The organism is Bacillus cereus group sp. MYBK30-2 (genome assembly GCF_051915945.1).
GTDB lineage: Bacteria > Bacillota > Bacilli > Bacillales > Bacillaceae_G > Bacillus_A > Bacillus_A paramycoides.
In genome coordinates this window covers 2,087,391-2,102,384 of record NZ_JBQAFR010000001.1, presented here as the reverse complement: position 1 = coordinate 2,102,384, position 14,994 = coordinate 2,087,391, and the positions used below count along the sequence as shown (strand labels likewise).

Here is a 14,994-nt window from a genome sequence, read left to right as displayed (position 1 = left end):
AATGATAAACAATACTTCACCACATTAATTAACTAGGTGAAATTAAAATCTTTATTACACACATTATGAAATAAAGGGATGATTAGTTTGAGTACAGGTGTAAAAGCAAACGACGTGAAAACAAAAACAAGAGGAGCAGATCTTGTTGTTGATTGTTTAATTAAACAAGGTGTTACACATGTTTTCGGTATTCCAGGAGCAAAGATTGACTCTGTATTTGATGTACTGCAAGAAAGAGGACCAGAGTTAATTGTTTGTCGTCACGAGCAAAACGCAGCATTTATGGCAGCGGCTGTTGGTAGATTAACAGGGAAACCGGGTGTATGTCTTGTAACTTCAGGACCAGGAACATCGAATTTAGCGACAGGTCTTGTTACTGCGAATGCGGAGAGTGATCCCGTTGTTGCTTTAGCTGGTGCAGTTCCGCGTACTGATCGATTAAAACGTACGCACCAATCTATGGATAATGCTGCACTATTCGAACCAATCACAAAATATAGCGTAGAAGTAGAGCATCCTGATAATGTGCCAGAAGCTCTGAGCAATGCATTTCGAAGTGCTACTTCCACAAATCCAGGAGCAACTCTAGTAAGTCTTCCGCAAGATGTTATGACTGCGGAAACGACTGTAGAGTCTATCGGTGCGCTTTCTAAGCCGCAGCTTGGAATCGCTCCCACACAAGATATTACATATGTAGTAGAAAAAATAAAATCAGCGAAATTACCAGTTATTTTACTTGGTATGAGAGCGAGCACAAATGAAGTAACGAAAGCGGTTCGTGAATTAATTGCTGGTACAGAACTTCCTGTTGTAGAAACGTATCAAGCAGCGGGTGCGATTTCACGTGAGTTAGAAGATCATTTCTTCGGCCGCGTTGGATTATTCCGCAATCAACCAGGTGATATTTTACTAGAAGAAGCCGATCTTGTTGTATCTATCGGTTATGATCCAATTGAGTATGATCCAAAGTTCTGGAATAAGCTTGGAGACAGAACAATTATTCATCTTGACGATCACCAAGCAGATATCGACCATGATTATCAACCAGAGCGTGAATTAATTGGTGATATCGCTTTAACTGTAAATAGTATTGCAGAGAAATTACCGAAGCTTGTATTAAAGACGGAATCAGAAGCAATTTTAGAACGATTGCGTGCGAAATTATCAGAACAAGCGGAAGTTCCAAATCGTGCTTCAGAAGGTATTACTCATCCATTGCAAGTCATTCGTACATTGCGTTCTTTAATTAGTGACGATACAACTGTTACGTGTGACATCGGTTCACATTCTATTTGGATGGCGAGATGTTTCCGTTCTTATGAACCACGTAGACTATTATTTAGTAACGGTATGCAAACGTTAGGTGTTGCGCTACCTTGGGCAATCGCTGCAACGTTAGTAGAACCAGGTAAAAAAGTAGTTTCCGTGTCAGGTGATGGTGGTTTCTTATTCTCTTCGATGGAGTTAGAAACAGCTGTCCGTTTAAATGCGCCGGTTGTACATCTCGTTTGGAGAGACGGTACATATGATATGGTGGCGTTCCAACAAATGATGAAATACGGCAGAACATCAGCTACAGAGTTTGGCGATGTTGATCTTGTGAAATATGCGGAAAGTTTCGGTGCAATGGGTCTTCGTGTCAATACACCAGACGAATTAGAAGATGTATTAAAAACGGCATTAGAAGCAGAGGGCCCTGTCATTATTGATATTCCAATCGATTACCGTGACAACATTAAATTAAGCGAAAAATTATTACCAAACCAATTAAATTAACGAGGGGCATGAGTGAGATGAGTGTTGCACAAGTAATTGACATTGATGCAAAAAGAACGAAAACGAACAATGAAGTATATCAAACATCTACAATGCTTGCGTTATTAGATGGTATATACGATGGCGTTATTAACTTTGAAGAATTAAAAGAGCGCGGGGATTTCGGCATCGGTACATTTGATCAATTAGATGGTGAAATGATTGCATTTGATAATGATTTTTACCATTTACGCTCAGACGGTTCGGCAGAAAAAGTAGAACCAGAAGAAACAACACCGTTTGCGACTGTAACGTTTTTTGAAAAAGAAATGAGTTATCGGGTAGAGCATCCGATGAATCGCGAAGAAGTAGAAGCATTATTGCATGAATTAATGCCAAGTAAAAATTTATTTTATGCGATTCGAATGGATGGGACTTTCCGTGAAGTAAGAACGAGAACAGTTCCAAGACAAGAAAAACCGTATACGCCGCTTGTTGAGGTGACGAAATCACAACCAATCTTTTCGTTTGAAAATACAGAAGGAACAATGGCTGGATTTTGGACGCCAGATTACGCGCAAGGCATCGGTGTAGCGGGGTTCCACTTGCATTATATTGATGATAAAAGAAGCGGGGGCGGACATGTTTTCGACTATGTTGTAGAAAACTGTACGATCCAAATTTGTCAAAAAGCTCATATGCATTTAGCACTTCCGGAAACAGCCGATTTTATGACGGCAGAATTATCAAGAGAGAATTTAGAGAATGATATTGCAACTGCGGAAGGTGCGGAGTGAAAAGAGAAGCCAATTTGGCTTCTCTTTTATTTTTTTGTATCACTCCCGATAAGCTGAACAATGTTCATCAGAAATGAAATAATTTTCTTTACCTGTTACGGCTGATACTTCCACCAATTGATGTCCAGACGAATCCCATACTGCGACAGTGTATAAGGACAACCATTCAATATTCCCGCGAGCGAGTCGGAAAGAATAATAGTCGTTATTTGTTGTTACTAAAAATTTTTTATAAATAGCTTTTTTCGTTTTTCTGTTTTGCAAAATAAGAACAAAGTCTAATTTATCCTCTGTTTTCGGAACTTGCAGTATTTTCGCTACAAACATTCCATTAGGGTTTTTCTTAGTTTTATATACTTTTTCTGATTCTATTTTTAGTTCAGGTTTGCCTCTCATAGTCTCTCCCTTTGTATATACTTTTTACTTTGAAACAAATGGATGCTTCTCATAATAAAATCGCCACGGATAATGAACAGCTTCTTCTGCATAATCAATATTAATGCGAGGGCCGGCTATTATGTTATATGTGGATGATAAATGTTCTTCCTCTGGAACGAGTTCAATATGTAACGTATTACTTTGGAGTGATACCCCGCGTTCTTCTAAAGTGATTCCGAGTGCGCGGCATAGTTTTCCGGGGCCATTTGTTAAGTTTTTGTATTGTGCTTTCGTAATGTCGGTTTTGTTGTAGCGCACTAGTTTCATTTCTTCGATTCCGTCTACAGGCTCAAGAGCGCGAATGAGAACTCCTTGCGGGGTGCCGACTGGTGCTGTAATAACGTTAAAACAATGATACATACCGTAAATAAGATATACGTAAGCATGTCCTGGTGCGCCGAACATGACTTCCGTTCGATCTGTCCGTCTTCCTCCGTAACTATGTGCGGCCTTATCATCTGGACCTTTATACGCTTCTACTTCTACAATAATTCCGCTCCGCTTTATGCCATCTACAATATGCACAAGTTTATGTCCGAGTAACTTTTGGGCGACTTCTAACGTATCGCCTTCATAAAAAGAAGGTGGTGCTTGCATAGTACTATCTCCTTTGCCAGTTGTATATGTATATAGTAAACCAAATTTTCAGTAGTAATTCTAACTCGTTCTATTTACTACATTTATTTCATAAATTATGGATAGAGTACAACAGCGAAGAGGGGGAGTGCGACATGATTTATCGCTTACTAGCTCTTAATATAGATGGGACGCTACTATACAACAACGGAAAAATCGCAAAAGGGTTACGGGAAACAATTGACTTTGTGAAAAGAAAAGATGTATACGTTACATTGTTTACGAGTCGTAATTTTCAATCCGCTCATAAAATAGCGAAGGCGTTAAAATTAGATTCTATATTAGTTACACATAGTGGTGCTTTCGTTTCAGCATCGTTAGATAAGCCGTTCGCTCAAAGGAGGTTATCTGAAGAGAAAACCTTTAATATTGTGCAAGTATTAGAGCATTTTGATTGTAATATTCGCATTTCGCATGAACGATTTTCAATTGGGAATCGTGAGAGAAATACACCAAACTTAATTGCGCGTACTGTATTATCAAGTGCAGACCCGTTATTTTATCCGGTTCAATTTGTAGATTCTTTAGGAGATGCACTGCGTGATCATCCAGTAGCTGCGCCGAAAATTGACGTTGTCTTTCATAGTAAGGGTGAACAAGAAAGAGGGCTTAACACGCTAAAAAAAGCGTTTAAAGATATATCATATGTCGATTGTGATGCGAAACGAATAGAAATTCTTCCAGAGAATGTATCGAAGCTACGTGGGTTACAATTGCTTGGTGAACATTTAAACATACCGCTAAATGAAATGGTTGCGATAGGGGATAGTTTAGAAGATTTAGATGTGATTGAAAATGTTGGGCTCGGGGTAGCGATGGGGAATGCTCCTGTAGAATTAAAGCAAGCGGCGGACTGGATTACACGCTCTAATACTGAGAACGGCGTAGAGTATATGATTAAAGAGCATTTCCGTAAACAATTCCCGCTTCCATTTTTAAAGAATCATAAACATACACCGAAACGATGAAAGAAAAACGTAGCTTTTTGGCTACGTTTTTTTGTCGACCTTATTTGAAAAATTTAAATTCATATTCAAATGAAAAATGAAAGCGTTTTAGGTGGTGAATTGTGTCTGAAATCCAGACAATTCACTTGAATACTTTAGGAAACTGTTGTAGAGTGGATGATGTTGCCAAAACAGTTACACCACATGAAATATTCTTCAGATTAATTTCATTGAGCTCCCATAAGTAAAAGCACTTTCGCATGTTAGTTTAGTTCACGTATTATCTCAAAAATGAATTGTAGTAGTTTCACCAATTAGTTGTAGAGCTTCTTTGTTTTATTTAAATGGATTATTTGTAAATTAGTATGAATAGGTTTTAAGTACATATGAAATGTACTTCTTTTTATAAGTTTTTGAAATTTGAAAAGGGGGAATGAATTTCTTGAAGAAATCATTTAGTCAAAAGGTAAAAAAAATAAGTAGTAGTTTTATGGTCGTATTATTAGTATGTATGAATTTTTTAATCCATTTACCAAACAAAGCAGAGGCAGCTACAACAGAATTAAAAGGTTTAGGTGATGTATCTTATTACAACGCAATCATTTTTGGAGATCATAGTGCAACAAGTGCGGATATTGAGGGTGCGATGGCTGTTCAAAAGAATATGAACGCATCAAGTTATACAGTCGTAGCGGCTGCAACTGGAGCGAGTAACTTAGCTGGAGCAACATGGGTAGATGAAGGAAATCCATCATTATTACTAGGTGGTCAATTTACGAAAGCGGGAACAGGACAGGTAATTATCCAAGATGGAACAGTGGCGATGACAAAAGATGGTGACCCTGAAGGTGCAATGAAATCATCGTATGATCGTATCTCTTATAGAGAGCAAGCAGAGATTGATGCCAAATTTAAAGAGTTTAGAAAAGACGTTGAGGGTGTAATTGGGGATGCGAGCCAACTACATACAGATACACCAAAACCTAATATGAGCTTTGGTATCGGAGAAGATGTAAAGAATCCTAATATTTATGTTTCTTCAGGCTTAACAGGAAAGAAAACATTTGATGTAAGAGATGTTTATCTTCCGAACATAGATAACAAAGACTTTATTGTTATTTATTCAGATGCGGAAGAAGTGAATTTTGGTAGTGGTGCAATTTTGTATGATACAAGAAATACTGGGATGGCAACAGACTTAATTAATACATCTCAAGCATATGATCCTAATTCATCTTTTACTGAGTTAGCTAATAAAGTAATTTGGGTGTTTCCAAATGCTACTAAAATATCCACTAAAGGTTATGGTGTAGTAGGAAGCGTGTTTGCGCCTAACGCAGTTGTGGAAACAAAAGGTGGTTCTATTAACGGACAAGCCTATGTTGGTGGATTACACCAAAGAGATGGATTTGAGGTCCATAATTTCAAATTTAACTGGCCGAAATGGAAAAAGCCATCAGTTGAAAAAGGAAATTTACAAATTAAAAAAGTTGATGAAAACGATGAAAATATTGTTTTAAAAGATGCGAAATTTGATGTTATAGATAAAGATAATACTGTTGTGGCTACTGTTACAACAAACGATAAGGGTATTGCGGAAGTTAAAGACTTACCACTTGGTGACTATTTTGTAAAAGAAATAAGTGCACCAGAAGGATATATAAAAGTTGATAAACCGGTAAAAGTAACAATTGATAAGACAAACGTAATTGAACTTGTTATGAAGAATACGAAAAAAGTAGAAAATGGCCAATTTAAATTATTGAAGAAGGATAGTGAATCTGGTCAACTGCTACCAGGTGCAAAATTTGATGTTATAGATAAAGATGGGAATGTTGTGGAAACAATTATTACAGACGATAAAGGTGAAGCTTTATCAAAACAACTTCCAGTTGGAACATATACATTAAAAGAAGTTGAAGCGCCAAAAGGTTATGAACTATCATCTAGCTCAGTTCGTGTTGATGTAGTATCTAATGAGGTTGTTACGGTAGAAGCATTAAATAAAAAAATCGATGAAAAAGTAACAGGTCAATTTGAAATCGTAAAAGTAGATGCAAACGATAAAACGAAGCTACTATCAGGCGCAGAATTCGAAGTGTATAAAGATGGTAAAAAAATAGATACGTTACGAACAGATAAAACAGGTAAAGTAATCTCTCAGAAATTAGAACCAGGAAAATATACATTAAAAGAAACGAAAGCACCACAAGGATATAAGTTGCTAAAAGAAGAAATTGAAGTCGTTGTGGAAGCAGACAAAGTAGTAGAAGTACAAGTAGAAAATGCGAAAGAATTAGGAAGCTTACAAGTAATCAAAAAGGATGCAGAGAGCGGAAAAGTTCTAGAAGGCGCGGAATTTAGACTGAAAAACGAAAGCGGTCAAGTAGTTGGAGAAGCGAAAACAACTAATAAAGATGGCATTGTTACATTCGAAAACGTAGTGCCAGGTAAGTACACGCTAGAAGAAACGAGAGCACCAGAAGGTTATAAAGCAGTAGAAGTAACAGTGGAAGTAAACGTTGTAGCGAATGAAGTAGTAAAACAAGAAGTTACGAACGAAAAAATAACAGGTCAATTTGAAATTGTAAAAGTAGATGCAAATGATAAAACGAAGCTACTATCAGACGCAGAATTCGAAGTGTATAAAGATGGTAAAAAAATAGATACATTACGAACAGATAAAACAGGTAAAGTGATCTCTCAGAAATTAGAACCAGGAAAATATACATTAAAAGAAACGAAAGCACCACAAGGATATACATTATTAAAAGAAGAAATTGAAGTCATTGTGGAAGCAGACAAAGTAGTACAAGTACCGATTGAAAATGCCAAAGAACTAGGAAGCTTACAAGTAATCAAAAAGGATGCGGAGAGTGGAAAAGTTCTAGCAGGCGCAGAATTTAGACTGAAAAACGAATCTGGTCAAATAGTTGGAGAAGCAAAAACAACAAACAAAGATGGCGTTGTTACATTCGAAAACGTAGTGCCAGGTAAGTACACGTTAGAAGAAACGAAAGCACCAGAAGGTTATAAAGCAGTAGAAGTAACAGTAGAAGTAAACGTTGTAGCGAATGAAGTAGTAAAACAAGAAGTTACGAACGAAAAAGTAACAGGTCAATTTGAAATTGTAAAAGTAGATGCGAATGATAAAACGAAAGTATTATCAGGTGCAGAATTCACAGTATATAAAGATGGTAAAAAGGTAGCGGAACTGAAAACAGATGAGAGTGGAAAAGTGATGTCACCGAAATTACCATTAGGTGAATACACAGTGAAAGAGACGAAAGCACCAGCGGGTTATAAACTTTCTAATAAAGAATGGAAAGTAACAATTCAAAACGAGAAAGAAGTAGTAAAAGTAGAGGCAGAAAACGAAAAAATCTTAGGTTCTCTACAAATTATTAAAATGGATGATAAAGATCAAGAAAAACGTTTAGCAGGTGCAGAATTTACATTGAAAGATGCTAAAGGAAATGTTGTAAAAGAAGGAATTACAACAGATGAGTCTGGAACTGTTAAAGTAGACGGACTAGTGCCGGGTGAGTATACGTTAGAAGAAACAAAAGCGCCAGAAGGTTATGAGTTAACAAAACAAGTAATTCAAGTAACAGTTGATGGTGAAAAAGTTGTTGATGTAAAAGTAACGAATAGTAAGAGCCTTGGTCAATTTGAAATCGTAAAAGTAGATGCAAACGATAAAACGAAGGTACTACCGGACGCAGAGTTTGAAGTGTATAAAGATGGTAAGAAAATAGATACGTTACGAACAGATAAAACAGGTAAAGTAACCTCTAAAAAATTAGAACCAGGAAAATACACATTAAAAGAAACGAAAGCGCCACAAGGATATACATTATTAAAAGAAGAAATTGAATTCATTGTGGAAGCAAATAAAGTAGTACAAGTACAAGTAGAAAATGCAAAAGAACTAGGAAGCTTACAAGTAATTAAAAAGGATGCAGAGAGTGGAAAAGTTCTAGCAGGCGCAGAATTTATACTGAAAAACGAAGCCGGTCAAGTAGTTGGAGAAGCAAAAACAACAAATAAAGATGGTGTAGTAACATTCGAAAACGTAGTGCCAGGAAAATACACGCTAGAAGAAACGAAAGCACCAGAAGGCTACAAAGCGGTAGAAGTAACAGTGGAAGTAAACGTTGTAGCGAATGAAGTAGCAAAACAAGAAGTGATGAATGAAAAAGTAAAAGAAAAAATAACAGGTCAACTAGAAATTACAAAGGTAGACGCTAATAATACAGATAAAACATTAGCGGGCGCAGTGTTTGAAATTTGGAAAGATGGAACAAAAATAGACACATTAACAACAAATAAAAATGGTAAAGCGACTTCGAAAAAACTGGAGCCAGGAGATTATATTTTAAAAGAAATTCAAGCACCAGAAGGATACAATTTATCCGATAAAGAAATCAAGTTCACGATTTCTAATCAAAAAATCGAAGTTGTAAAACTTCAAATTATAAATGAAAAAGATACAGGTGAAGGAACAGAAAAGCCAGGTGAAGGAACAGAAAAGCCAGGTGAAGGAACAGAAAAGCCAGGTGAAGGAACAGAAAAGCCAGGTGAAGGAACAGAAAAGCCAGGTGAAGGAACAGGAAAACCAGGTGAAGAAGTAGGAAAGCCTAACTTACCAGAGAAAGAACAAGGCGGCTCTAATGATCAAGAGCTTCCAGCTACAGGGCATAATACGAATTATCTTCCGTTTATAGGGGTAATTCTTGTACTATTAGGGCTACGTTTAAGATTTATGATTAAAAATAGTTAATAGGATTTATAAAAGGCATAAGAGAAAATGTTTTCTCTTATGCCTTTTGCTTTTATATAGAAAAAATAAGGTAAAAGCTTCTGTATTGACCTGCAAACGCCCTTCAAGTAAACTAAAGAGAGTTTGCAAATGAAAAGGTGATAATGTTGTTAATTTCAATTAAAACGTTACAAGATGATCGTTTTTTACGTCCGCTACAAAATATTGGCGGTTTATTTTTTGAAGAAAGCACGATAGGGTTTGAGCAAGAAGAAGCAAATCTGATCGTTGATATACAGATAGAAGGTAATGTGACAGCATCGGCTCGTTTAACGGATGTTGCAACCGGAAATGTGTATGAAGAAACATTCTCGAAAGATTTATCTGCTTTCACAGAAGAAAAAGAACGTATGAAGCAAGTGAAACATGTTGTTTCTTACGTATATCTTTCTGTGCTTCAACAGCTAACTGGACTTGAACAGAGTTGGGGAATTTTAACTGGGGTACGCCCAACGAAACTTCTTCACAAAATGCTTCAAAATGGTATGTCAAAAGAAGAAGCGCATAAAGAACTTCGTGAAAGTTATTTAATTCATGAAGAGAAAATTGAGCTTCTGCAACGTATCGTAGATTGCCAATTAGCGGTCGTTCCGGATTTATACCGTTTGAAAGAAGAAGTAAGTATTTACATTGGTATTCCGTTTTGTCCTACAAAATGTGCGTACTGTACGTTCCCGGCTTATGCAATTAACGGACGCCAAGGATCTGTTGATTCATTCTTAGGTGGCTTACACTATGAAGTTCGTGAAATTGGTAAGTTTTTAAAAGAAAAAGGTGTTAAAGTTACGACGATTTATTACGGCGGTGGTACACCGACAAGTATTACAGCAGAAGAGATGGATATGCTGTATGAAGAAATGTACGAAGCGTTCCCAGATGTGAAAGATGTGCGTGAAGTAACAGTTGAGGCAGGTCGCCCAGATACGATTACACCAGAAAAGCTAGAAGTGTTAAATAAATGGAATATTGACCGTATTAGTATTAATCCGCAGTCATACCATCAAGAAACATTGAAAGCAATTGGACGTCATCATACTGTAGAAGAAACAATTGAGAAATATCATTTAGCACGTGAAATGGGAATGAACAATATTAATATGGACTTAATTATTGGTCTTCCTGGTGAAGGATTAGAAATCTTTAAGCACACGTTAGATGAAACAGAAAAGTTAATGCCAGAATCGTTAACAGTTCATACGTTATCATTTAAACGTGCTTCTGAAATGACACAAAACAAACGTAAATATAAAGTAGCAGGTCGTGAAGAAATTACTGCGATGATGCATGAGGCAGAAGAGTGGACGAAGAACCACAATTACGTGCCATACTATTTATATCGTCAAAAGAATATTTTAGGTAACTTAGAAAACGTTGGTTATGCAATACCATCGCAAGAAAGTATCTACAATATTGTTATTATGGAAGAAGTGCAATCTATTATCGGACTTGGTTGCGGGGCATCAAGTAAATTTGTTCACCCACAAACAGGAGCAATTACACACTTTGCGAATCCGAAAGATCCAAAATCATATAACGATGGCTTTGTGAAATATACAGAAGATAAACTGAAAATTTTAGAAGAGCTATTCGCGTAAGGAGAAGAAGGCTGTCCCAATTTTGGGATAGCTTCTTTTTAATATAGGGGGATGTTGTTATCAGCTTTTGTCGATAAATCGATATATTTGAAAAACCGCCGATATAATTGCATTTACTGAGATGTGGATTAAAAACTAATTGCATTTGTAAAACTATGTCGATAATAATCAGAAAAATTAGTCAAATTATTAGAGGACAATGTCTACTTATAGACGAAATGATAGATTTATGAAAGAGAAAAGGGGGAAATTGTTGGCATGTACATGACGATAGGGAGAATTTTTGATTTAGCAGTGGGCAAGTATCCGAATAAAGAGGCGTTAGTAGAACCAGAAAAAAATATTCGCTGGACATATAAACAGTGGGATGAGCAAATAAATAAAACAGCGCAAGCTCTATTGAAAGAAGGAGTAAGAAAGGGAGATTGTGTATCTGTTTACTTATATAACTGTCGTGAATTTGTAAACGTTTACTTAGCTTGTGCGAAAATTGGCGCGATATTTAACCCAATTAATTTCCGCCTAAAAGCAAAAGAATTATCGTATATCCTCCAAGATGCAGCCTCGAAAGTAGTTGTCTTTGAAAAAGAAGTCGAATCAACTGTTGCTATGATTGAACGAGATTTTCCAAATACGTCTTTTTGGTATGTAGAAGACGATACACCTTCCTATGCTAGTTCCTACCATGAAAAAGTAAATAAAGCATCAGCTGAAAAAGTAGATATTGTAGTTGATGAAATGGATTTTTGTTCTATGCTTTATACGAGCGGTACGACTGGTCGTCCGAAAGGCGTACTACATCGTCATCGTGATATGGCTGAGCATAGTATGATTTGTACGTATTTCATAAAATATAACAGGGATAGTGTTGGGCTTGTAGTAGCGCCTTTATATCATTGCGGCGAGTTAAACGCTGGAATAATACCGCGCATTCAAGTTGGTGGCAAGAATGTTATTTTGCATCACTTTGATACGAAAACAGTATTACATACGATTCAAGAAGAGAAGGTTACGACGTTTTTTGCAGCACCGACGATGTGGAATATGTTACTGCAAAAAAATCTAGCCGAGTATGATTTAACTTCGATGAAGATTGGCGTATATGGCGGGGCTGCAATGGCTCCAGCGTTAGTGAAGGAATGTAAAGAACGTCTTTATATTGATCTTGTTCAAATTTACGGAATGACAGAAATGGGACCAGTTGTTGCGTTTCTCGTAGAAGAGGATCAGATTACGAAAGCTGGTTCAGCAGGAACACCATGCTTTAGCCATGAAATTCGAATTGTCAAACCGAACGAAGATGCACCGGCAGAGCCAGATGATATGTTGCCTCCTTATGAAGTAGGGGAAATTATTTTGCGTGGTCCAACTATGATGGCTGGCTATCATAATCGAGAAGAAGCAAATGCAAAATCAATGTATAAAGGATGGTATCATTCTGGTGATTTAGGCTACTTCGATAAAGACGGCTATTTATTCGTTGCAGACCGCGTTGATGATATGGTAATTAGCGGTGGTGTAAATATTTACCCTCGTGAAATTGAAGATTTCCTTCATAGCCACCCTGGTGTATTAGATGTTGCAGTACTTGGTGAGCCAGATGAACTATGGGGAGAACGTGTTGTTGCGGTCGTTGTAAAGAAAGATGAAAATATTACAGAGGCTGATTTAGAAACGTATTGTAAAGAAAGTGATGAATTAGCAGATTATAAACGTCCACGTCATTACTTATTTGTAGATGAACTTCCGCGTAATGCGAGCGGAAAACTGCAAAAGTTTGTGCTGAGAGAGTCGTTACAAGGATCGAATAAATAGGGAGCAGAACAGTCGTTTATACAGATAAGGCTACCTTTCTTAATAAGGAAAGGTAGCCTTATTTTTTGGGAATTATTAGATATGATAAATAGAGTGATCAAAAAAATAGTATGTACCTTCTATTTATAATTCCTTCCTACAAGGCCATTTAATTGAATAAAGTCGTATTTTTTTGAATTGGACCATTTTGTTGAAAAAGGATATCTCCAATTTTTAACGAATACAGGGTTATAAATAAGCAAAAGTGGTGAGATAAATAGGAAAAAAATTTAATTTCTTTTTGGACAATAAAACGGAAAAATGTATAATTAACAGGCTTCAGAGCGCGGGTTGTGTTTTCGCAGAAGATGAGACCCGGTTACTTATTTCAGAGGCACGAACTCCAGAGGACCTCAAGAAAATGGTAGAAATGCGAGCCGATGGTTTACCACTTGAATATGTTGTTGGATACGCAGAATTCTGTGGGTTGCGGATAGAAGTGGATCAAGGCGTTTTCGTGCCTCGTCAACGTACCGAGTTTCTTGTTCACCAGGCAGAAGCTCTGTCATGTTTTGGTGATATCGTCGTTGATCTATGTTGCGGGTCAGGTGCTGTGGGTGTAGCACTGGCAGCAGCTTTAGGACAAGTTGAATTGTACTCTGCTGACATTGACCCTGTCGCAGTACGATGTGCAAGCCGCAACGTAACAGATTTCGGTGGCCATGTTTTTGAAGGTGACTTGTATATAGCTCTGCCTCACTCAATTAAAGGCCATGTGAACACCCTAGTTGCGAACGTACCTTATGTTCCTACCAAGGCAATAAAGCTGCTCCCACAAGAGGCTCGCCTACATGAACCGAAGGGGGCGCTTGACGGAGGAGAGGATGGACTTGACATTCAGCGAAGAGTAGCAAAAGAAGCAATTCTCTGGCTAGCACCGGGAGGACATCTTTTAATAGAGACGAGCGAAATGCAGGCAACTCAGACCTTTGAAATCTTTGTTGGTGCTGGGCTTACCACGAAAGTGGCTAGAGACGAGGAACTAGACGCCACTGTCGTTATAGGATCGAATTCTGTTTTTTAGCATAAATCAGTACGTAGTCTTATTCACAAATGAAATGATAATTTCCTAGCAATATACAAATAAACAAAAAATCCTTATTCAATTAAAGGGCGCTATTGTTCAATAAACCCTAGATTTTCAAACGACTTTATTGTTATATTTTTGAGTACAGTGAAGTATCTTATATCGAAAATTAAACAACTATATTTTAACCCCATCCTAAATTTAGAACGGGGTTATGCTTGTTTTAGGTTTTAAAATTAAATAACTTTATTGTCTTTTTACAGAACTTATTCGATATGCCGATGACTTTGTCATCGTATGTCAGTCAAACAAAACAACATACATACTCGTGAAGGTCGGAAGCTAGAACAAACTGAAAACAAAAGAAGGAAAAACATCGGAAAGCCATATGAGGGAAAACCTCACGTACGGTTTGATGAGGGGAAGCTGAAACGGAAAAGAGATGGCAGAGCCATCTCTAAAGAAAATTTAATCTGTTTCAGTTTTCTACTCTACTATGTTTTTTTACAAATACGTGCTTTAGTTTTTTACAAACACAAGCTTTAATTTTTTGCGGAATCGGGTGATTAGCATAATGGCAATCATACCAAAAATAATTTTCCCAATGTGCTGTCCAAGTACTGTGAATATATCTTGTAAGTTTTCGCCTAACCAGTAACCACAAATTAAGAAGAAAGATACCCAAAATAGGGCGCCTGAATAAATTGTAATTGCAAAACGGCGAAACGGTAAGTTGATAATTCCTGCAAAGTACCCTGTAAAGTGGCGGACACCTGGAATGAAAAAAGCGATAAAGATTAGAAAATATCCGTATTTATCAAACCACATTTTCGTTAAATCAATTTTTCGTTGTGTTAAAAATACATATTTCCCGTATTTCTGAATGAAAGGCATGCCAAGTTTATTTCCTAAAAAGTATTGGAATGTCATACCTACACTTGTCCCAATAAAGGATAAAATAATTAAAATTGGTAAACTCAAATCACCTTGATGCGATAAAAATCCTGCATAGGCTAATGTTGGCTCTCCTGGAAACGGAAGAGCGATATATTCTAACAGCAACCCAATAAGTACTACATAATACCCATATTGCTGAAATAATTCATAAATCCATTCCATGTTG

The 14,994-nt window shown here is 37.0% G+C and carries 10 protein-coding genes; 7 read left to right on the top strand and 3 right to left on the bottom strand.

Features of this window, described 5'->3' with window-relative positions; translation table 11 throughout:
* The first annotated feature begins 87 nt into the window (after positions 1-87).
* A complete protein-coding gene (gene alsS, locus ACTFQM_RS10820; RefSeq protein ID WP_440034294.1) occupies positions 88-1,776 on the top strand; it encodes an acetolactate synthase AlsS in 1,689 nt (562 codons plus the stop codon).
* Between the two features lie 17 nt (positions 1,777-1,793).
* Complete coding sequence (alsD, locus tag ACTFQM_RS10815; protein WP_440034293.1) at positions 1,794-2,552, top strand: alpha-acetolactate decarboxylase; 759 nt, start codon at positions 1,794-1,796, stop codon at positions 2,550-2,552.
* A 39-nt stretch (positions 2,553-2,591) separates the two neighbouring features.
* Here alsD and ACTFQM_RS10810 read toward each other — a convergent pair whose 3' ends face one another.
* Positions 2,592-2,948, bottom strand: a complete 357-nt coding sequence (locus ACTFQM_RS10810; protein WP_440034292.1) for a hypothetical protein — start codon at positions 2,946-2,948, stop codon at positions 2,592-2,594.
* A 24-nt stretch (positions 2,949-2,972) separates the two neighbouring features.
* Positions 2,973-3,587 carry a DNA-3-methyladenine glycosylase gene (locus ACTFQM_RS10805; RefSeq protein WP_098304384.1) on the bottom strand — a complete coding sequence of 205 codons (615 nt, stop codon included), beginning with the start codon at positions 3,585-3,587 and terminating at the stop codon, positions 2,973-2,975.
* A 134-nt stretch (positions 3,588-3,721) separates the two neighbouring features.
* Here ACTFQM_RS10805 and ACTFQM_RS10800 point away from each other — a divergent pair, with 134 nt between their 5' ends.
* The 5 genes from ACTFQM_RS10800 to ACTFQM_RS10780 all read left to right on the top strand — a co-directional run bounded on the left by ACTFQM_RS10800 (position 3,722) and on the right by ACTFQM_RS10780 (position 13,868).
* Positions 3,722-4,594, top strand: coding sequence for a Cof-type HAD-IIB family hydrolase (locus ACTFQM_RS10800; protein WP_002170562.1), 873 nt, complete (start codon positions 3,722-3,724; stop codon positions 4,592-4,594).
* Positions 4,595-5,006: 412 nt separating this feature from the next.
* Positions 5,007-9,356, top strand: a complete 4,350-nt coding sequence (locus ACTFQM_RS10795; protein ID WP_440034291.1) for a SpaA isopeptide-forming pilin-related protein — start codon at positions 5,007-5,009, stop codon at positions 9,354-9,356.
* A 143-nt stretch (positions 9,357-9,499) separates the two neighbouring features.
* Complete coding sequence (locus ACTFQM_RS10790) at positions 9,500-10,990, top strand: coproporphyrinogen III oxidase (RefSeq protein ID WP_002170566.1); 1,491 nt, start codon at positions 9,500-9,502, stop codon at positions 10,988-10,990.
* 258 nt (positions 10,991-11,248) lie between these two features.
* Positions 11,249-12,805 carry a fatty acid--CoA ligase gene (locus ACTFQM_RS10785; RefSeq protein ID WP_440034290.1) on the top strand — a complete coding sequence of 519 codons (1,557 nt, stop codon included), beginning with the start codon at positions 11,249-11,251 and terminating at the stop codon, positions 12,803-12,805.
* A gap of 280 nt (positions 12,806-13,085) precedes the next feature.
* Positions 13,086-13,868 (top strand): putative protein N(5)-glutamine methyltransferase, encoded by a 783-nt coding sequence (locus tag ACTFQM_RS10780; protein WP_440034289.1) that lies wholly within the window; start codon positions 13,086-13,088, stop codon positions 13,866-13,868.
* 522 nt (positions 13,869-14,390) lie between these two features.
* Here ACTFQM_RS10780 and ACTFQM_RS10775 read toward each other — a convergent pair.
* Positions 14,391-14,990, bottom strand: a complete 600-nt coding sequence (locus ACTFQM_RS10775) for a DedA family protein (RefSeq protein WP_427294215.1) — start codon at positions 14,988-14,990, stop codon at positions 14,391-14,393.
* Positions 14,991-14,994 lie beyond the last annotated feature (4 nt).